The following is a 19,910-nucleotide window of genomic DNA, read 5'->3' as shown; positions in this document are numbered from 1 at the left end:
CCTTGGGACCCGCCGAGTAGCCCGTCCGCTCGCTCGGGCATCGGGCATCAAGGCCCCTAAGGCCCGGAGACGACCGCCCACGAGATCCCCGCACCCGGCGATGCCAATAGCCGCACTCATCCCATTGCCACGACTAAGGGGCCGTTCCCTCCGGGCGTTGATTTGTAGTGTCCAACATGCAAGGATGGCTGCATCAGCTAGTTTGGAACTCGCCAAGGTAAGCCCGCGGTGCTGTCATCGCACTCCTTAAGTGGATCGGCCCTTGGGAGTTCCTAGCTAGCTGATTTGCGTGCACGCATGACACGGGACGCACCCAGTAAGGTTCGCTGCCCTGTACGACGGCATGGGCATAAATCCTAGCGGAATGGCACAGTAGGAGTTTCCCGCGTTCGTGCAGTTACTCGAGTTGCGTACCAACGGCCATATCGACTTTAGGTAACTGCCCTCGAAGTTTCCGAACTGATCGGGCCAAGTCGCCGCTTTCAGGAAGCCCCCGAATGCGTCGGCTGCTTGACTCTCCTTATATTTGTCAGCGCTGACCCACTTGAGGCCCTGCTCCATGTGGAACGGAACACTCCGGTCTGTGAATTTCATTCTGTCGAAATAGTCGGCAGTCGTTTGGTGGTCGTGGCCGCGAACGTGGCCGAACCGGGTCCAGATTTTTCCGTATGGCCCCACCTTGTTGCGCGCAGCCCACAGAATATTTTTGTACATCTTGTACGCCACGTAGTTGTAAAACCGCTCACGGCTGTTTGCGTAGGATCCTGGCTGAAGTTCCGACTTTTGACTGTAGACGTAGATAACTTCAAGACCGCGGACGGCGGCGAGCCGTTGAGCTACGTACTTCCTGCGTTCATGAGTCTTAATGTAATCCTTCCAAGACAGGACGGCCTTGGCCGGCACCCCGAAGGTAGCCCGGATGTCGCCCACCGCAGCAATGAGGCCGTGGACATCGCGATCCTCGATCAGAACACATGCCATTCCGAATATCGGGCTGGAGTTTGCGCCCTCACCCCGGTCGCCCGTCTCGTCTATGTATGCGAACAGCTTCCGTGGGGTGCTCATGCCTCGGTGCTCCGGAGACGCCTTGGTCTGCTGGGCGCATCCCCGAGCGGGGGTGGGAATAGACCTTGCACTGCAACCTTCACTTTCTCAAGCCTGGAGCGGACGCCTTGCCGCCATACCTGAGAAGCGTATGCATGCCGTCGGGCAAGGTCCTAGTGCACGTCGCGGCTAAACTGTAGATAACATTTGCACGGAGCCGGTGATGTGGCACACCACCGGTAGTCGTCCCCCAACGTTTCGGATGCGCTCCTTCGAAACGGCGAGTAGGTCGGAACGGGCAACGAAGTCCGCTTGTTTCCCGGCTGTCAACGTGTCCTTGTCCTGCTCCTGGCCCACCGCGTCGGCGGATCCGTGGGCGCGCACCCGCACGGCCTCCTTCACAGCGAGCCCTTCCTCCGGTCCCAAGATTGCGCCTGAGGCCGTACGTCTATTCCGGTTCCGATTGGTTCTTCACAGGCGAGAACATGCGCCACCCCGTCCAGCGAGGTCTAAGGAAAGCAAATGTCCCTAAGTGTAGCGGACGATCGATCGCTCCTGGCGCCTAGTAGTTGGCCCCCAGAGAGTCCACTAGACGCCAAATTCCGGATGAAGGATTGTCCTCTGGGAACTCTGTGTCGTCGCCCTCATGCTTAGATTCCAATTTTTGCGCCCTTCCCCGCGCATCTTCGTAACGGCCCGCCAGCGGGTCAAGTGTGGTTAGAACTTTGTTGTAACCAGTGATGTGCTTCTGCAACTGCCGCCGAGCGTCATCGCGATGGATGTTCCCGGTCTGGTTGTCAAAGTGGAGAAGGAACCAGACTTCAATGGAAGGATTTGAGATCGCAAGGTTGATGCCGTTATCGGCCGCCTGCTGACGTGCCTCCTTCAGCATGGGATGTTGGTCCACGTCGAACGCACACCAGATTTCGTCTATTTTTGCGAATGGGTCCTTCGTGCGTCGGAAGAGTTTCTCCGCATCCGCCTGTGTTTGGCACGCGCGCTCTACCAGTTGCTTGGGAGATGTCGCAGCTTCGTCCACGATGACGAGCTCCACTAGGGCATCACGTGAAGCGGCGTTGACTAACTTTAGGTACATAGGCTCCGTTTTGGAGCCTTCGCACACCACTGCAACCCTCTTCTTCGGAGGGCGAGATCCGACCGCACGTTTTAGGCTTGCTCCGCCCCGCTTCGGCTTGGCCATCCTCTATTTGCTCGAGACTATAGCGGACAGAGGCGAGGCAAGGCGTGGTGTCCCACCGTAGCGGCCTTGCAGATATCCTCGCGCAAGGTCCTCTCCCTTGCGGGGCCGATATTCGCTGAGAGGGGTCAAATTTGATCCGCCGCCGCGCTCTTTTTCGACCAGCCAAACTTGGCCTCGTGATAGCCGATGTTGTTCCAATGTGTCTTGAGATCCACCGAGCAAAGTCACATCGTGGGTGGTAAAGACCAGCTGAGCGCCGTTCGGGTTCGATTTCGATGACTGGAACATGCGCAATGCCTCAGCCAAGAGCAGAGGGTGCAAACTTGCGTCCAACTCGTCAACCAACATGACGTTGCCCTCGTCCAGGGCTTCAAGCGCGTGAGTGACGAATGAAAGCCAGGACTTCGTCCCCAGGCTCTCCTCCTCGAATGGTAGGGGCATGGGTGCGCGGCTGCCCTGATGGATAAGCTGAAGTGTTGGCTCGTCGAAGGAAAGGGACTTGGTCATCTCCAGGATGTGGGCATCCTTGTCCTCTTCACTGAGGTCGGGCGGAAAATCCACGGCCTTGCGGAGCGCGGAACGAAAATTCTCCGCTTCTTCCTCCGATTGATCATTGTGCTCGATATGAGCATCGGTTATCCCGAGATCAGCCATGGAAAGAAGCCTCATCGCCTTGCTGCGGCGCTCCATCAAGCGCTGGATCATTCTAGGGTCAGATCGTCCGCGCTCCGGCACGTCTAGCAACTGGAGATTATTTAGAAAGAACTTGTAGATCTCCGACAACACCGGATGGCCCGCATTTGCGGCCGTCGACAGGAAAAGGACCTGGGGTCGTGTCATCTCTGACATGACTCGGTTGTGTCCGGGCAGGTTCTTGCCGAAATGAAATTCTGAGGTGTGTTCGCGATCGAAGAGAACTTGAATTCGCTTATGGGGAAAAGTGTGTAGCCACTCTTCTTCAACCTTTCCGCGCGAGATCTCAAAACCATACTGATAACGCGACCCGTGAACCGTGAAATCTATTTCCATCAATGTCGGCATCTCGCTGTACCTTGGGTCCAGCAAAAAAGGCTCCAGCTCAAGATTCTGATAGGGCGGCCGAGAAGCGGACGTCAAGACCAATTCCCTCATTGCGGCCATTGCCCTCAGTAGATTTGATTTTCCAGAAGCATTGGCGCCTAGGACCGCAACGACCGGCAGTACGTCAACTGTGGTTCCATCGTGGGCTACGCGGGCAGGGACTCCGTATCCCTTATCAAGGCGAGTGGCCAACGTCGACAGGGACGCCTCATCCTTGAATGACCTGAAGTTGCTGACGCGGAAGTTGAGGAGCATGTGTTTATTCTATGCTCTGAAGGGGCGGCAGTATCACCCGCTAAGGAGGTTTTCCGCATATTTTCCGCGCTAAGTGGCCTTAGGAGGTCCGGCCCAAGGCCCCTAGATCCATCCTTGCGCGGAAGACCGTCCGCCGGCAGAAGTCGCCGATGGCGTCCGATGGCGCGGCAATCCCCTTTGCATACTTTCTTCTTCAGCGATGGGTTGGAAGCTAGGCCGATGAGACACCGCGTACTGTTCACCCTCGATGACTCGCCGTTGATGGCTGACCGGAGGCGCAGCTGCGGATGGCCCTTTCATCGGTCGGAACCAGCGGATTGAACGTGGTGCAACCGTCGGAAAGGCCTGGGAAGAACTGCCACCACCCCGCGGTCGTAGTACATGGAAACACGGCTCAATGTTTCGGGCCCCGCCCGTAGTCTGTTCAGATGCCTCGTTTTGCGCTCGATATCGATTCCGTCCCCCGTCCCGTCCGCTCCCAAGCGCTGCTGGATGCAGTGAACCATCGGGTTGTCATCGCCGATGGGGCGATGGGCACCATGCTGCAGGACCGGGAGCTGTCGCTCGAGGACGACTTCCTGGGGCTGGAAGGCTGCAACGAGATCCTCAACGCCACGCGGCCGGATGTCCTCGCGGACATTCATGACGCGTACTTCGCCGTGGGAATCGACGCGGTCGAAACCAATACCTTTGGCGCGAACTGGTCCAACCTCTCCGACTACGGCATCGATGACCGGATCGAAGAGCTCGCCCGGAAGGGGGCGGAGATCGCCCGTGACCGCGCAGAGGCCGCAGAAAAAACAGACGGCCGGATGCGGTGGGTCCTGGGCTCGATGGGGCCGGGGACCAAGCTCCCCAGCCTCGGGCACACCAGCTACGACCACCTCAAGCAGACCTTCGCGCGGCAGGCCGGGGGCCTCATCGACGGGGGAGCGGACGCCTTCCTCATCGAGACCAGCCAGGACCTCCTGCAGACCAAAGCCGCGGTCAACGGCTGCAAGCAGGCCATCGTGGCCCGGGGCGTCCGGCTCCCGATCTTCGTCGAGGTGACCGTCGAGACCACCGGAACCATGCTGATGGGCTCCGAGATCGGCGCAGCGCTCACCGCGCTCGAGCCGCTCGGCGTCGACGCCATCGGCCTGAACTGCGCCACCGGGCCGGACGAGATGAGCGAGCACCTGCGCCACCTGGCCAAGCAGTCCTCCGTGGCGATCGCCTGCATGCCCAATGCCGGCCTTCCCGTCCTGGGTGCCAACGGCGCGCACTATCCGCTCTCGCCCAGCCAACTCGCCACCGCGCACGAGCAGTTCGTGCGCGAATTCGGTCTGGGCCTGGTGGGCGGCTGTTGCGGTACGACGCCGGAGCACATGGCCGCCGTCGTCGAACGTCTTGCGCCCTTGCGCACCGCCGCCGCGGTTGCCAGCGGCGGGAGGGGCGCCGACGGCGCCCGCGTTCCCACCGAGCGGGAAGCCGGCATCGCTTCCCTCTACCATCACGTGAATTTCGACCAGGAGTCCGCGTACCTCGCCATTGGCGAGCGCACCAACGCGAACGGTTCGAAAGCGTTCCGGCAGGCGATGCTCGACGAGCGCTGGGACGATTGCGTCGACATCGCCCGCGGGCAGGTCCGCGTCGGCGCGCACCTGCTCGACGTCTGCATTGATTACGTGGGGCGCGACGGCGTCGCGGACATGAAGGAGATCGTCTCGCGTTTCGCGTCGGCCTCCACGCTCCCGCTCGTCATCGACTCCACCGAACCGCAGGTGCTGCAGGCCGGGCTCGAACACATCGGCGGACGCCCCGTGATCAACTCCGTCAACTACGAGGACGGCGACGGCCCGGACAGCCGCTTCGGGCGCATCATGCCGCTCGTGAAGGAACACGGCACCGCCGTGATCGCCCTGACCATCGACGAACAGGGCCAGGCACGCACCACCGAGGGCAAGGTGGCCATCGCCTCGCGCCTGATCGATTCCCTGGTGGGTGAATGGGGGATGCGCGTGGAAGACATCATCGTCGACTGCCTGACCTTCCCCATCGCCACCGGCCAGGAAGAAACCCGCCGGGACGGCATCGAAACGATCGAGGCCATCCGCCAGATCACCGCGAAGTACCCCGGCATCCACACCACCCTTGGCGTCTCGAACGTGTCCTTCGGCCTGAACCCGGCAGCGCGCATGGCGCTGAACTCGGTGTTCCTGCACGAGGCCGTGCAGGCGGGCTTGTCCAGCGGCATCATCGATGCCGCCAAGATCGTGCCGCTCGCTTCACTGCCGGAGGAGCAGCGCAAGGTGGCCCTGGACCTCGTTTGGGACCGCCGCGAATACGACGCCGACGGCAACACCACGTACGACCCGCTGGCCAGCATGCTGGACCTCTTTGCCGGCGTCGACACTGCAGCGCTGAAGGACCAGCGCGCGGCGGAACTGGCGGCGCTGCCCACCGGCGAACGCCTGGCCCGGCGCATCATCGACGGCGAGGGCAAGGGCCTTGAAGCGGACCTCGACCTCGCACGCAGCGAGGGCATGACCCCGCTCGCCATCATCAACGACCAGCTGCTCGAGGGCATGAAGGTGGTGGGCGAGCGCTTCGGCGCCGGCGAGATGCAGCTGCCGTTCGTGCTGCAGTCCGCCGAGGTGATGAAGACCGCGGTGGCTCTGCTCGAGCCGCACATGGGGAAATCGGATTCCTCGGGCAAGGGCACCATGGTGATCGCCACCGTGCGCGGCGACGTGCACGACATCGGCAAGAACCTGGTGGACATCATCCTCACCAACAACGGCTACAAAGTCATCAACATCGGCATCAAGCAGGGGATCGCCGAGATCATGGCCGCGGCGGAGGAGCACAATGCCGACGTGATCGGCATGTCCGGGCTGCTGGTGAAGTCCACCGTGGTGATGAAGGAGAACCTCGCCGAACTCCAGTCCCGGGGCCTGGCGAAAAAGTGGCCCATCATCCTCGGCGGCGCAGCCCTGACCCGCGCCTACGTGGAGCAGGACCTGGCGGAGCAGTTTGATGGAACCGTCAGGTACGCCAAGGACGCCTTCGAGGGCCTGGCACTGATGGAACCGCTGGTGCAGGTGGCCCGCGGCGCCGACCCGGCCGCCGTCGGCCTTCCGCCGCTGAAGAAGCGGATCCATAAAGGCGGCCCGAGGTTCACGGTGACCGAGCCGGAGGCGATGCCCGGCCGGTCCGACGGCGCCTCCGACAATCACGTGCCTTCGCCGCCGTTCTGGGGCACGCGCATCGTGCGCGGCGTCGCACTCCACGACTACTCCACCTTCCTCGACGAACGCGCCACCTTCATGGGGCAGTGGGGGCTCAAGCCCGGCCGTGGCGAGGACGGCGCCTCCTACGAGGAGCTGGTGGAACGCGAGGGCCGGCCGCGCCTGCGGTACTGGCTGGACCGCATCCTCGGCGAGGGAATGCTCGACGCGTCCGTCGCGTACGGCTACTTCCCGGTGGTCTCCGAGGGGGAACAGGTGGTGGTGCTGCACCACGGGGAGGATCGCGACGGCGTCCTCGGCACCGCGGGACTGCTCGCCCCCGACGGCGGCTCCGGCGGCCCGATCGGCACCGAGCGGCTGCGCTTCGACTTCCCGCGCCAGCGCCGCGACCGGCACCTGTGCCTCGCCGACTTCGTGCGCCCGCGCGAATCGGGACAGGTGGACGTGCTGCCGGTGCAGCTGGTCACCGCCGGTTCGAAGATCGACGAGGTGACTTCCGAGCTGTTCAAGGGCAACCACTACCGCGACTACTACGAACTCAACGGCCTGGTCATGCAGCTCACCGAGGCGCTCGCGGAATTCTGGCATGCACGCATCCGCTCGGAGCTGGGATTCGCGGCTGAGGAGCCGAAGGACAAGGCCGGCCTGTTCAAGCTCGACTACCGCGGTGCGCGGTTCTCGCTCGGATACCCTGCGTGCCCGGACATGGAGGACCGCCGCAAGGTCACGGAACTGCTGAAGCCCGAGCGGATGGGCGTGGTCCTGAGCGATGAGCTGATGCTGCACCCCGAACAGTCCACCGACGCGTTCGTGTTCCACCACCCGGAGGCGAAGTACTTCAAGGTGTGAGTTGAAGCCGGTCCCTGGCTTGGGCGGGTTGGGCCTGCGCGGCTTGCCCGCCGGCGCTTCCGCCCACGCTGGAGACCGGCTTCACCCGCCTGAGTGCGGCGAGAATGGCCCGCCCCACCACCGCGATTCCGATGACCGTGGTGATGGCTCGCAGGGTGTCCCAGCCCGCCGTCGAGGTCACCAGCGAGTAGAGCAGGAAGCTGCTGAGGTTGGTGGCCAGCGGCGCGCCGGGCACGTAGGAGATGCCGGTGCCGGCGCCCACCGCGAAGGGCCAGAACCACAGGTTGGTCAGCAGGCCGAACACGTAGGACGCCAGGACGCCGTAGCCGCCCAGCATCCACAGTTCGGCTTTTCCCCGCACCCGGCGGGGGAGCAGGCCGGCCCCGGCGCCCACCCACGCGCAGGCGAAGATCTGGAACGGTGTCCAGGGCCCGATGCCACCCCATAGGGCGCTTGAGAGGGTGATGGTGGCGGCGCCGAGGAGCATGCCGAAGCGGGGGCCGAAGGCCCGCCCGGCCAGGATCAGCAGGATAAACACTGCCTCTACACCTCCGACGCCGGTGCTTGCCACCCGCACCGCGGAACCGACGGCGGCCAGGACGCCGAGCAACGCCACCGTGTGTGCGGAGCGGATGGAGCCGTCGAGGGACACGACGACGGCAACGGCGGCGAGCGGCGCAACGGCCAGCGCCGCGTAGGGGAGGGCCGCGGCGGCATCCTCCGGGAACGCCGCGGCGAGCAGAGGCCAGCAGAACGCTGCGAGGGCCAGGACGTTTGCAGCTGCAAGAACTGCGAGCTCCACGCCACGCGGCATCCGGATGCGGCGCTGTGTTGCCGCGCCCTGGGTGTCTGTTTGTTCAATGACCCGGGGCCTCGGTCTGGCATGTGCCTGCCGGGCAGGCGGGAGTTCTGGCTCCGGCGTATGGGCCGCCACGGAGGAAGGCGCGACGCCGTCACGCATCGGGAGGATCCGGGCGCCCAGGCCGTGAGCAAAATTCAGGTCGTGCGTGGCGATCAGGACCGCCGCGCCGTCATCCGCCGCTGCACGGAGCGCCGCCGCGACCGCTGTGCGCGCCGCCGGATCGAGTCCGCGGGTGGGCTCATCGATCAGGAGTACCTGGGGGTCGTCCATGGTCTGCAGCGCGATAGCAAGGATCCTGCGCTCTCCCGCAGAGAGGTCCCTGGGATGCTCGTGTCCAATGGGTATCCGAACGTCCCCCCGTAATCGGGCCAGGCGCGCAGCTGCTGAGCCAGGCGCAGGCTGTCCACCGTTCTTTCGGCGTGACCGACGCCGATCGGCCGATCGGAGCTCCGCTGCCACCGTATCCCTGGTGAAGAGGTCGTCCGAGGCGTCCGGGACGAGGGCGACGCGGCCGCCGTCGACCATTCTTACACCACCCGTGCCTTCACCAACCGCTCCGTCACCGAGGGCAAGTGCCACCAGCAGGGAGGATTTCCCGGCCCCGTTCGGCCCCACCAGGGCCACCACTTCACCGCGGTGCAGGGTCAGGGACGCATCCCGCACGAGGGGCGTGCCCTTGCGGTGCACCGCAAGCTTTACCGCAGTCAGCACGGGCGCGAGGTCAGCCGGCACTGCCGGCGCTGGACGGGCATCGACAGGGGGCGAAGGCGCGGATGGCGCAGCACCGGGCACCAGGGCGCCGCCGTCGATGGTCCACCACGAGTCGGCAACGCATACGAGCGCTTCCGCCCGGTGCTCCGCCACGATGACGCAGACATCGGCGTCGCGGGCGAGGGCGTTGAGCACGGCGATGACGTGTCCGCGTGCTGCAGTATCAAGGTCGGCCAGGGGTTCATCCACCAGGAGCAGGGCCGGATGATCCACCACCGCGGCGGCGATGGCTACGAGCGTGGCCTCACCCGCCGAGAGGGTGCTGACATTCCGGTCCAGCAGCGCCGACACTCCGATACGCTCCGCGACCTCCAGCACCCGGGCCTTGGCGGTCCCGGATGCCATGCCGCGCAGCTCAAGTGCGAGGGAGATTTCGTCCCGGACCAGGGTGCTGGCGAATGCTGCGCGGGGATTCTGCAATACGACGCCGATGATGCGGGCGGTGTCGCGGGGCGGCGTGGTGGCACGGTCCGTTCCGGCGACGCGCACGGTGCCGGAGATTTCTCCACCGTCTACGTGTGAAAGGAGGCCGGCGATACCCCGCAGGATGGTGGATTTGCCGGAGCCCGTTGGCCCGGTAATGACCGTAATTGACCCGCTGGGCGGTGTGAACCCTGCGACGTGCACCTGCGCGTCACCAATGCGGAAGTGTGCGTCCCGGACAAGAAGCGGGGCTTCGATACCGCTACCGGGTTGGTGTGCTCCCCGGCTCCCGAAGCCACGCAGCTCCAGGGCCGCGGCAACCCGGCCCGCGTGCTCAAGGGTGCGCTCGAGCACGGGAACCAGGGCACGGGGTCCGAAGCGTTCGCCCCGCAACCGGAACGCCAGGCGGACGGACGTCACGGCGTCGGCAAGCGCCGGAAGCGCCGCCCACGCCACCACAAGCATCCGGGCCAGGCCCTGCATGGGACCGCCGCGGGCCAGGTGCACGAACCCGCGGGCCACATCCACCCAGGCGTTGAGCAGCCCGAAAGCGAGGAACATTCCGGCAATCGGCAGGGCGGACAGGACCGCCGCCCACAGCCCGGGTGCCGTGACCGGACCGAGGAGGACCACATGGGCGTACGGGGCAGGCAGCCGGATCGCCGGCAGGTCGAGCAGCGCCGGTTCGCCAATGCCGGCCCCGTTGAAAAGGATGCGGTAGATGACCCGGGCCGCGATGAAGACGACGGCGAGGACCGCCGCGGCGCGTAACGGCGCGGGTCGAAAGGTCATGCCGCGGGGGCGGCCGGTTCGCCGTCGACCGTGAAGAGCAGTTCCAGGCTCTCGCCCGGGCTCACCTGCAGGGTGGCGAGGCCTTCCTGCGCGTATCCCCAGTCGCCGGAGGCCGGCTTAACCCAAAGAGCCCAGTAGGCGAAGGCTGCGGGCATCTTGCTGCATTCTTCCCGGTACGTCCCGCCCTTGTGGGTGATGTCGAGGTCTGCGGCGGGCACACCGTTCACACGGCACACCAGTTCCTTGGGATAGTCGGCAGTGCCCTCGGTCTTCACTTTCGCATCGTCCAGCACCTTGGAAGCGGGAGTCGGCCCGTCCACGGTCACGCAAACGGACGAATCAGCGGCAGCCTGCTTCAGTGCGCCCGAATCGACGATGACCTTCACCCCGGCGCAGGGCTCGGAGGCGGCGCTGGATGAAGCCGCTGCCGCAGACGCCGTGGCGGCGGTGGCCGGCTGGGTGGCGGCCGGCGCCGAACAGGCTGCGAGGGTAAACAGGAGACCGGCAGCGGCGAGGGAGGTCGCGGCGGCGGTGCGAATCGAAGTCAAAGTCACGTGTCAAGGGTAGGGCGTTGCCGATCCGGATGCGGAGGCCGTCGCCTTGTGTGACGCCGGGTCTCCTGATAGGCCAACGTCGCAACCAGCAGGCCCTTGCCACCTTGGACGGCGGCTGGTCGGCACGGCTCCGGCGCATCCGCACCAACGGCTCGAAGCGGGCGCAAGGAGCAGCATCCCGCTCGGCATAAGGTAGGTTGTCGGCAACTTGAAATGCCTAGTCAGAGATGACTTTGATCTGACAAAGGCGGAATCGTAGGAGGCGCGAGGGCGCTCCTCACCCCTCGAAGGATGGAAGAACGCACGATGCCCGCTGCCACCCGGAACGCGCCCGACCGCACTGCCAGGTTCGGCGTCGCATTTATCGGCCTGCTGCTCATCGCAGTGAACCTCCGGGTGTCCTTTGTCAGCGTGGGGCCGGTACTCGGGAACATCAGCAGCGACCTTGGGCTATCCAGTGCCGCAGCAGGGTTTCTCACGGGACTTCCGCTCATCGCTTTCGCAGTCTTCTCCCCGCTGGCACCCGGCGTTGCTTCCCGTCTGGGTCTCGACCGGGCACTGTGGGTATCCCTGCTGATCCTCGCCTCGGGCATCGTGCTGCGCTCCTTACCCCTGCCCGGCTTCATCTGGGCGGGCACCGCACTGATCGGCCTGGCTATCGCGTTTCTCAATGTCTTGGTGCCCTCCCTGGTGAAACGGGACTTTCCGATGAGGGTCAGCCAGGTCACCGGAGGCTACACCGCCACACAGGCCGCCTTCGCCGCGATCGGGGCAGCCGTCGTCGTTCCCGTGGCACAAACGTCCCCGGCGGGATGGCGGCTTGCCCTCGGAATCTGGGTGGGACTGGCTCTCATCGCCATGGCGGTGCTCCTGCCGTGGCTGCGCCGGCACAGGTCAGGGACCGCGCACGCCACCAGGCCGGAGGTTTCCTTCCGGTCGCCCTGGACCTCAGCCATGGGCTGGCAGGTGACGATCTTTATGGGACTGCAATCGATCGCCTTCTACGTCCTGATGGCGTGGCTGCCCACCATCGAACAAAGCCAGGGGGTTCCCGCCACTACTGCGGGCGTCCATTTGTCCGTGTTCCTGCTCATCAGCGTGTTCGCCAGCCTTGCCGCAGGGGGGATCCTTCACCGCGGTTCGGACCAGCGGCTTGTGTCCTTCACGAGCGGCGGGCTCACGTTCGTGACATTTCTCGGGCTGGCACTTGCGCCGGAGCTCATCTTGCTGTGGGTGATTCTTGGGGCCATCGGGTGCGGGAGCCTCATTGTCATCGCTCTGTCGTTGTTCAGCCTCCGGACCGTGAATTACCCGCAGGCAGCGTCATTGTCCGGGATGGCGCAATCTGTCGGCTACGGTCTCGCCGCGGGGGGGCCGGTCATGTTCGGTGGTCTTCGCGACGTCAGCGGGGGCTGGACGCTTCCGCTCCTCGTCACCGCCGGCATCATGGCGGTTCTCGCCGTGACGGGTCTGCTGGTTGGGCGTGACCGGGTGATCAGCGGGCCAGCGTGACCCGCTCCTTAGCCACACGTGCGGGAGGTCAGCATGGACACCGCTTCGCCCAGTGCTCAAGATGAGGTCATGACCTCCGGCGGTCCTGCTGATTGGCGAGCCGGCGAGCGGCGTTGCCGTGCTGAGTTTCCGGCCCAACGTCTGGTACGCGACCGGGGCGGTGCGCTCGTCGAGATCAACGTCGATGGCGAGGACACCGATGCGCACCGTTTCTACGAAGCGCACGGGTTCACCAACACCGAACCCAACCAGACAGACCCAATCCTGTACTACTACCGAGAGCTCTGAGACGGGCGCGTTGTGCACGGCCGTGACGGCGCTGCGGGGTTGAGGATGGCCGTCACGCCGGGCGGCAGATAGCATGAATTTGTGACCCCTCGGCAGCCCGCCGGGCGGTATCCCAAGGAGGAAAACCATGGGTCTGGGCGACAAGATCCGGAATACGGCGACAAAGCTGACCGGCAAGGCCAAAGAAACCACAGGCAAGGCGACCGGTGACGACCGCCTCAAGAACGAAGGCAAGAGCGACCAGGTCAAGGCGGACCTGAAGCAGGCTGCCGAAAAGGTGAAGGACGCTTTCAAGAAGCACTGACGGCCGGTAGGTTCGAATGTCTCCGCGGCGAGAAGCAGCTGCTCACAATTGCAGGGGCGAGGACCGCTGGATCAAGAATGTTCCATTCCTCGCCAACGGTCCGGGTTCAGGTGGTCCTTCTACAAGGCGAGGCCTCGAACTGACCCTCCTCAGTCAGTACCTCCGCCCAGCACATCCACGTGCACGTGGTCGAGGTGCCGCAGGATCTCGTTGCCGGGCTCAGGTGCAGCGTAGTCCTGCCATTGCCCCCGTGAGCTGTGCACGCTCCAGAACCGGTCGTCGAAGATGACGTACTGGATTTCCAGGTCCTCGGCATGAGCGACGAGCCAGTGGGCCAGTATCCACCCCTCACGCCGGTTCTCCTCCGTCACCGGACGGAAGAAGATGTCGATCGCCCGGCCGTCGTAGTGCGTCGAGTCCGCTCCGTGCCCCTGACCGATGCCACCCGGGGCGAACCCTCCCAGGCTCTGTTCACCGAACACCTCGGTCATGGCTTCGCGCAACTGCTCGGCGCGCGGTGTCAGGCCCGTGACACCCAGCTGCTGTTCCTGGAGGTCGTCGGAGGCTGAGCCCTGGCAGGTCAGGCTGGCACCAGCGTCTTCAGGTGGACCGTCGGCCAGCCGCTGTAACACTGCCTCGTCGATGCCGGAGGTGTCCGGGGCCTCCACCCCCAGGGCCACGAGCGCCACCGCCGTCGTGGCCAGCTGCGCCTCCTCACGGAGGAGGTCAATCTCTCCCTCTGAGGTTTCGACCGTGCATGCCGGGCCCCCTCGCAGCGGACCTTCGTCGGCGCGCAAGCCGCTGAGCAAGCCGGGCCCGAGGAGCACCAGCGTTGACGCGAGCATCCCGAGCAGGAAAAGGACCAAGAGCGGCCGAATGCGGCGTCGCCAGCCTTTATGCGTTTCGTCGTTGGTCATCACGGGTGCAGACATGTATGCCGCCCGGAGACCTCGTGGGTGCGTGTGCTGGCCAGCTCACGGGCCAGGGCCGATTCGAGAACTTCAGCGCCGATCACGGCCGTCTTGCCTAAGATGAGGCGCCCCTTTCATTGGTAGCGGTTCTCCAGTTGTAGCAGAGGACGGGACTGTTGAAGGTTGAGGTGACAGCCCGGCCAAATAGTTCCCGTGGGCTGGCCCTAAACGAGCGGCCAGGGGTAACGCATGCCGGTGCGGTCAACGGGCAGCACCCGCGCGTGCAGCAAGCGCTTGGCGCGGCGCTGCAGGGCAGTGACCTCGTCATCGCCGCGCAGCACGTGCCCGCTTTTGCGGTCGGTGTTGTTGGCCACGTAATCGAACACCGCGATCCGCGCCAGGTCGCGATGGGTCTCGGGGGCATCCGCGTACAGGGTGAAGTAATGCTCACGGAAGCCGCAGTCGATGAACCACTGCAGCGAACCTATACCCAGGGGGGCGTCCTCACGGATCACCGTCGGCGGCACGAGCCCCCACTCCAGGGACTCGCTGAGCAGGTAGGCGGCGCGTTCCCGCCGGTACAGCCCGGGGTCGAAATCGGACAGCGGCCGTTCCCCGGCCTCCATCTCATTGCCCCCTCAGCCCGCTGAGCGGTTCCGAGGTTGAATTCACCATCAGCACGGCGGGTGCCTGGCCCTCTACATACGAGACGGCCGAAACCGAGCCTGGGCTGATGACGATGCGCTGGAAGAGGTCCAGGTGCGTGCCCAGGGCGTGGGCGACGGCGGCCTTAATGGGATCAGCATGGGAGAAGCACACGACGACGCCCCCGGCGTGGGCTGTGCACAGTGCCTCCAGCGATCCGACGATCCGCGCCTGCATCTGGGTGAAGCTCTCGCCGTTCGGGAAGCGGAAGGCGGACGGGCTGTGCTGGACGGTCTGCCATTGCGGCAGGGCCGACAGATCGGCGATCGCGGAGCCGGTCCAGTCGCCAAAGTCGCATTCGAGCAGGCCGTCGTCGAGCGTCACGTCCAGTCCCGTGCCGGCTGCCGTCGGCTCCGCCGTCTCGCAGGCACGCTCCAGCGGCGAGGAATAGAGGGCGCTGACGGACAAACCCTCCAGCCGTTCCGCGACCCGTTCAGCCTGGGCCCGGCCCCGGTCGGAGAGGTGCAGTCCGGGGGCCCGCCCCGGCAGTACCGTACCCGTCGTCGGCGTCTCCCCGTGGCGCACCAGAAGGAGGAGCGTGCCCGGCCGCTCGGGTGAAGTCGATGGTGCCGGTGATGCCGGCGGCGTTGCTGCAGTCATCAGCATCAAGCCTAGCGTTCACCGCCTCCCCGTGCCTCGCAAGCTCGGCCCGGGGACCCCGGGCGGCTCTCTTATGGCCGCCCCGTGCGCAGGAATCTGAAAAATCTCTCGATTCCCCACCCGGTAGAGGCTTACGGTAGAGGAGTGAGTGATCGCCCCGATATCTTCACTGTTGGTGAACTGCGTGCCTCCGGCCACGTTCACAAGGACCTGCGCCGCGAAATCCGCGACAACCTGCTCGCCGCGCTCGCCGCCGGCCGCGATCCCTGGCCCGGGATGTTCGGCTTCCGCCGGACCGTCCTGCCCCAGCTGGAGCGGGCCCTGCTTGCCGGGCACGACGTCGTCCTGCTGGGTGAACGGGGACAGGGCAAGACCCGGCTTCTCCGCACCCTGGCCGGGCTGCTGGACGAGTGGTCGCCGGTGATCGAGGACTCGGAACTGAACGAACACCCGTACGAACCCCTCACGGAGCACTCCCGGGCCCGTGCCCTCACCGAGGGGGACCGGCTGCGGGTGGCGTGGCGCCACCGCTCGGAACGGTACGTCGAGAAACTCGCGACGCCGGACACCTCCGTCGCCGACCTGATCGGCGACGTCGACCCGATGCGGGTGGCCGAGGGCCGCCGCCTCGGGGACCCGGAAACCATCCACTACGGCCTGGTCCCGCGCTCCAACCGCGGAATCATCGCCATCAACGAACTGCCCGACCTCGCCGAGAGGATCCAGGTCTCCATGCTCAACGTGATGGAGGAACGCGACATCCAGATCCGCGGCTACGTGCTGCGGCTGCCGCTCGACGTGCTCGTCGTCGCGTCCGCGAACCCGGAGGACTATACGAACCGCGGCCGGATCATCACTCCGTTGAGGGATCGGTTCGGCGCCGAAATCCGCACCCACTACCCGATAGAGCTCGACGACGAGGTCGCCGTCATCCGGCAGGAGGGGCAACTGGTGGCCGGCGTCCCGCCCGTCATCCTCGAGATCCTGGCCCGCTACACCCGGGCGCTGCGGCAGTCCCCGGCGATCAACCAGACCTCCGGGGTGTCCGCGCGGTTCGCCATCGCCGGTGCCGAGACCGTTGCCGCGGCGGCCCTGCGCCGGGCCAGCGTGCGCGGAGAGGAGGAGGCTGTCGCCCGGATCATCGACCTGGACGCCGCCGTGGAAGTCCTCGCGGGGAAGATCGAGTTCGAGTCCGGTGAGGAGGGGCGGGAACAGGACATCCTCGACCACCTCCTGCGCATGGCCACCGCAGAAGCCGTGCGGGCGCACTTCCAGGGCATTGACATGGGCGCCCTCGTGGCTGCACTCGACGGCCACACCACGGTGACCACGGGGGAACTGGTCACCGCGCGGGAATTCCTGGAAAACCTCCCGTCCCTCAACGGCTCCGGCCTCTACGACGAAATCAGTGAGCGCCTGGGCGCGGAAAACGACGGGCATCGCGCCGCCGCCGTCGAACTGGCACTGGAAGGTCTCTACCTCGCCCGGCGGATTTCCAAGGACTCCGACGACGAGGCGACCATCTACGGCTAGGCAGTCCTACGGCCAGGCAGTTCTACAGCAGAGCACAGGAGGGCCCATGAGCGCTCACAACCGGTCCCGGTACGGCCGGTACGCCGGAGGACCGGATCCGCTCGCGCCGCCGGTGGACCTGACGGAGGCGCTCGACGCTGTCGCCGAGGACGTCATGGCCGGCTACTCGCCCCGGCAGGCCCTGCAGGAGTTCCTGCGCCGCGGCGGCCGCAACCGGGAAGGGCTCGATGACCTCGCCGGCCGTGTCCAGCAGCGGCGCAGTGAACTGCTGGGCCGCCACCGGCTGGACGGCACGCTCGACGACGTCCGGACGCTGCTGGACACGGCGGTGCTGGAGGAGCGCAAACAGCTTGCACGCGACGTCCGGATGGACGACACCGACCGTGCCATCCGGGAGCTGCAACTGCAGAACCTGCCCTCCTCCACGGCCGCAGCGGTTAACGAACTCGACTCCTATGACTGGCAGTCGAGAACGGCACGGGAAGCCTACGAGCGGATCAAGGATCTGCTGGGCCGCGAAATCCTTGACCAGCGGTTCGCCGGCATGAAGCAGGCACTCGAGAGCGCCACCGACGAGGACCGCGCGGCCGTGGCCGAGATGCTGCAGGACCTCAACGAGCTCCTCGACAAACACCGGCGAGGTGAGGACACCGACGCGGACTTCCGGGAGTTCATGGCTAAGCACGGCCACTTCTTTCCGGAGAACCCCCAGTCAGTCGAGGAGCTGGTGGACGCGCTCGCCCAGCGCGCGGCCGCCGCCCAGCGGCTCCTGCAGTCCATGTCCCCCGAGCAGCGCGAGGAGCTGATGCAGCTCTCCGCGCAGGCGTTCGGCTCGCCCGAACTAATGGCGCAGCTGAGCCAAATGGACGCCAACCTCCGCGCCCTGCGCCCCGGCGAGGACTGGGACGGCTCCGAACGCTTCGAGGGGGAGGAAGGGCTCGGGCTCGGCGACGGCACCGGCGTGCTCCAGGATCTCGCCGAACTGGACGGGCTCGCCGAGCAACTCTCCCAGTCCTACAACGGCTCGCACCTGGATGACCTGGACCTGGACGCCCTCGCCCGCCAGCTCGGGCAGGACGCCGCCGTGACGGCCCGCACCCTCGCGGAAATCGAGCGGGCCATGCAGGACGGAGGCTACCTCCGGCGCGGGGCCGACGGCGACTTCCGGCTCTCACCGCAGGCCATGCGGCGGCTCGGCAGGTCCTTGTTGCGGGACACCGCCAAGCAGCTCCCCGGCCGGCAGGGGCGCCGGGACACCCGGGTTGCCGGGGCGGCCGGGGAGCAAACCGGCTCCAGCCGGCCGTGGGAGTTCGGGGACGCCGAACCGTGGGACGTCACCCGGACCATCACCAATGCGATCCGCCGCACGATTGCCGACGGCGGCGACCCCCGCAGCGGACTGCGCCTCGCCATGGATGACATCGAGGTGACGGAGACGGAGGCGCGCACCCAGGCCGCTGTCGCCCTGCTCGTGGACGTGTCCTACTCGATGGCCGCCGAGGGACGCTGGGTGCCCATGAAACGCACCGCGCTCGCCGTGCACCACCTCGTCTCCACCCGGTTCCGCGGCGACCGGCTGCAGCTGATCACGTTCGGCCGCTACGCGCAGTCCATGGACATTGGCGAGCTCACGGCTCTGCCGGCCCTGCGGCAACAGGGAACCAACCTGCACCACGGGTTGCTGCTGGCCGGCCGGTTCTTCCGCCAGCACCCGTCGATGCAGCCCGTGCTGCTGGTGGTGACCGACGGCGAACCCACCGCGCACCTGCTGCCCGACGGCGAATCCTGGTTCTCCTGGCCGCCGGACCCGGAGACCATCCGCGTCACGGTCGCCGAGCTGGACCGCCTGGGCCGTGCAGGCACGCAGGCCACGTTCTTCCGGCTGGGCGATGACCCGGGCCTGGAACGGTTCGTCCAGCGGATGGCCCGCCGGATCGACGGCCGCGTCGTGGGTCCCGAGGCCGGGGATCTGGGAGCTGCCGTGGTGGGGGAGTACCTCCGCGCCCACTTCCGCGGCCGCCCCTACGACGACGCCGACTGGGCTCGATAGACGGAGGCGCCGCATCGGTCTACGGCAGCCGCGAGGGGTGCAGCAGGGTCGCGTCTCCCGCGCGATCGGGATCGAGGGGCACGGGACTGACCAGCACTGCCGGGCCGCGGTGCAGGACGCCGTCGGAGAGTACCTGGCACCGCACGCCACCGCGCCCGCGCATGGCTTTGTGGGCGCCCGGGGCGAGCATCGCATCCATCCAGACGCACGGATGCGCGGGCCGCCCGGCCTTGAAACGCACCAGCTCCCCGCCGGACTCCAGCGCGAAGTCGTGGCCGAGCAACGGCGCCAGCTGGGCTCCGCGGATGTGCACGTTGCGGCGCGTCAGCAGCGGGTCAAGGGATGCCGTGCCCAGCTCGGCGGCGATCGCTTCGAGGGCCTCGACCGCGAACACAGTGACGGCGGCATCCATGTGCGCGGCTTTGCCGAAGAACCGGTCGCCGACGATTCCCTTGCCGGCTACGAAGGCCGCCTTCTCGGCATCTGTGGTGGGGACAACGGCGGCGCCCTCTCGTGCGCGGCCGAAGTAGGCGTGCGCCGGCGACACGAGCAGGTGCAGGATCTCGACGTCGTATCTGTAGCTAGCCGTCATCCCACCAAACTATCGTCTCTGGGGTCCAGGCCGGACGCGCATCAGGGCCACGCCCGGCGGTGCCTAAGGCTCGACGAGCATCAGCATTGTTTCCGGACGGACACCGTCGAATTTCATCGCTTCGGCTGCCGCTTCGGACTCCATAATCCGCTGGAAAGTTTCCATGTCGGGGACTTGGACGATCAGACCTACACGGTGGCTTTTTGCCGGATCGATAAACGTTCGAACCGTGATGCCCAGAGGCCCGAATACCTCTTCCCGTTTTGGTGAGCTGAGCCAATGCTCGACGTCGTCGACTTCGTGGAAAATCACTAATGTTGGCATAGTTGCCTCTGCTTTCTGGGGTTATGCCAG

At 65.9% G+C, this 19,910-nt stretch carries 16 protein-coding genes and 1 pseudogene; 6 read left to right on the top strand and 11 right to left on the bottom strand.

The window, feature by feature from the left end; translation table 11 throughout:
* Positions 1-276 precede the first annotated feature (276 nt).
* The 4 genes and pseudogenes from ACZYX4_RS14975 to ACZYX4_RS14960 form a co-directional block, all read right to left on the bottom strand.
* Positions 277-1,065, bottom strand: coding sequence for a DUF3800 domain-containing protein (locus tag ACZYX4_RS14975; protein WP_463877235.1), 789 nt, complete (start codon positions 1,063-1,065; stop codon positions 277-279).
* 168 nt (positions 1,066-1,233) lie between these two features.
* A pseudogene (locus tag ACZYX4_RS14970) lies at positions 1,234-1,485 on the bottom strand (hypothetical protein); the annotation flags it as partial.
* Positions 1,486-1,606: 121 nt separating this feature from the next.
* On the bottom strand, positions 1,607-2,245 hold the full coding sequence (locus ACZYX4_RS14965) for an RloB family protein (protein ID WP_463877232.1): 639 nt from the start codon (positions 2,243-2,245) through the stop codon (positions 1,607-1,609).
* Positions 2,246-2,248: 3 nt separating this feature from the next.
* The gene (locus tag ACZYX4_RS14960; protein WP_463877230.1) at positions 2,249-3,580 is read right to left on the bottom strand and encodes an AAA family ATPase; all 1,332 of its coding nucleotides are present in this window, start codon (positions 3,578-3,580) and stop codon (positions 2,249-2,251) included.
* 428 nt (positions 3,581-4,008) lie between these two features.
* On the opposite strand from ACZYX4_RS14960, the gene metH reads away from it, so the two are divergent.
* Positions 4,009-7,659: a methionine synthase gene (gene metH, locus ACZYX4_RS14955; protein WP_463877227.1), complete on the top strand. Its 3,651-nt coding sequence runs from the start codon at positions 4,009-4,011 to the stop codon at positions 7,657-7,659.
* Here the strand turns inward: metH and ACZYX4_RS14950 are convergent.
* Entirely contained in the window at positions 7,649-10,507 is a 2,859-nt protein-coding gene (locus ACZYX4_RS14950; protein WP_463877224.1) for an ATP-binding cassette domain-containing protein, read from the bottom strand. The two genes, metH and ACZYX4_RS14950, sit on opposite strands and share 11 nt — an antisense overlap.
* Entirely contained in the window at positions 10,504-11,061 is a 558-nt protein-coding gene (locus ACZYX4_RS14945) for a hypothetical protein (RefSeq protein ID WP_463877222.1), read from the bottom strand. Before ACZYX4_RS14945 ends, ACZYX4_RS14950 begins: the two co-directional genes overlap by 4 nt.
* A gap of 291 nt (positions 11,062-11,352) precedes the next feature.
* Here ACZYX4_RS14945 and ACZYX4_RS14940 point away from each other — a divergent pair, with 291 nt between their 5' ends.
* From ACZYX4_RS14940 to ACZYX4_RS14930, 3 genes are all read left to right on the top strand, one after another.
* A complete protein-coding gene (locus ACZYX4_RS14940; protein ID WP_463877219.1) occupies positions 11,353-12,573 on the top strand; it encodes an MFS transporter in 1,221 nt (406 codons plus the stop codon).
* Between the two features lie 33 nt (positions 12,574-12,606).
* The gene (locus ACZYX4_RS14935; protein WP_463877216.1) at positions 12,607-12,861 is read left to right on the top strand and encodes a hypothetical protein; all 255 of its coding nucleotides are present in this window, start codon (positions 12,607-12,609) and stop codon (positions 12,859-12,861) included.
* 127 nt (positions 12,862-12,988) lie between these two features.
* Positions 12,989-13,165, top strand: coding sequence for a CsbD family protein (locus ACZYX4_RS14930; RefSeq protein WP_463877214.1), 177 nt, complete (start codon positions 12,989-12,991; stop codon positions 13,163-13,165).
* A 149-nt stretch (positions 13,166-13,314) separates the two neighbouring features.
* Here ACZYX4_RS14930 and ACZYX4_RS14925 read toward each other — a convergent pair whose 3' ends face one another.
* The 3 genes from ACZYX4_RS14925 to ACZYX4_RS14915 form a co-directional block, all read right to left on the bottom strand.
* On the bottom strand, positions 13,315-14,097 hold the full coding sequence (locus ACZYX4_RS14925; RefSeq protein WP_463877212.1) for a hypothetical protein: 783 nt from the start codon (positions 14,095-14,097) through the stop codon (positions 13,315-13,317).
* Positions 14,098-14,300: 203 nt separating this feature from the next.
* A complete protein-coding gene (locus ACZYX4_RS14920) occupies positions 14,301-14,702 on the bottom strand; it encodes a hypothetical protein (protein ID WP_463877209.1) in 402 nt (133 codons plus the stop codon).
* Between the two features lies 1 nt (position 14,703).
* Positions 14,704-15,381 carry an MSMEG_4193 family putative phosphomutase gene (locus ACZYX4_RS14915; protein ID WP_463877207.1) on the bottom strand — a complete coding sequence of 226 codons (678 nt, stop codon included), beginning with the start codon at positions 15,379-15,381 and terminating at the stop codon, positions 14,704-14,706.
* Between the two features lie 144 nt (positions 15,382-15,525).
* On the opposite strand from ACZYX4_RS14915, the gene ACZYX4_RS14910 reads away from it, so the two are divergent.
* A complete protein-coding gene (locus ACZYX4_RS14910) occupies positions 15,526-16,914 on the top strand; it encodes a sigma 54-interacting transcriptional regulator (RefSeq protein WP_463877206.1) in 1,389 nt (462 codons plus the stop codon).
* Between the two features lie 46 nt (positions 16,915-16,960).
* Positions 16,961-18,964: a vWA domain-containing protein gene (locus ACZYX4_RS14905; protein ID WP_463877204.1), complete on the top strand. Its 2,004-nt coding sequence runs from the start codon at positions 16,961-16,963 to the stop codon at positions 18,962-18,964.
* A 19-nt stretch (positions 18,965-18,983) separates the two neighbouring features.
* Here the strand turns inward: ACZYX4_RS14905 and ACZYX4_RS14900 are convergent, their stop codons facing one another.
* Entirely contained in the window at positions 18,984-19,556 is a 573-nt protein-coding gene (locus ACZYX4_RS14900; RefSeq protein WP_463877201.1) for an MOSC domain-containing protein, read from the bottom strand.
* A gap of 63 nt (positions 19,557-19,619) precedes the next feature.
* A complete protein-coding gene (locus tag ACZYX4_RS14895; RefSeq protein ID WP_463877198.1) occupies positions 19,620-19,868 on the bottom strand; it encodes a hypothetical protein in 249 nt (82 codons plus the stop codon).
* Positions 19,869-19,910: the final 42 nt, after the last annotated feature.

It is taken from the genome of Pseudarthrobacter leeuwenhoeki (genome assembly GCF_055412885.1).
This window is presented reverse-complemented; position numbering and strand designations above follow the sequence as displayed.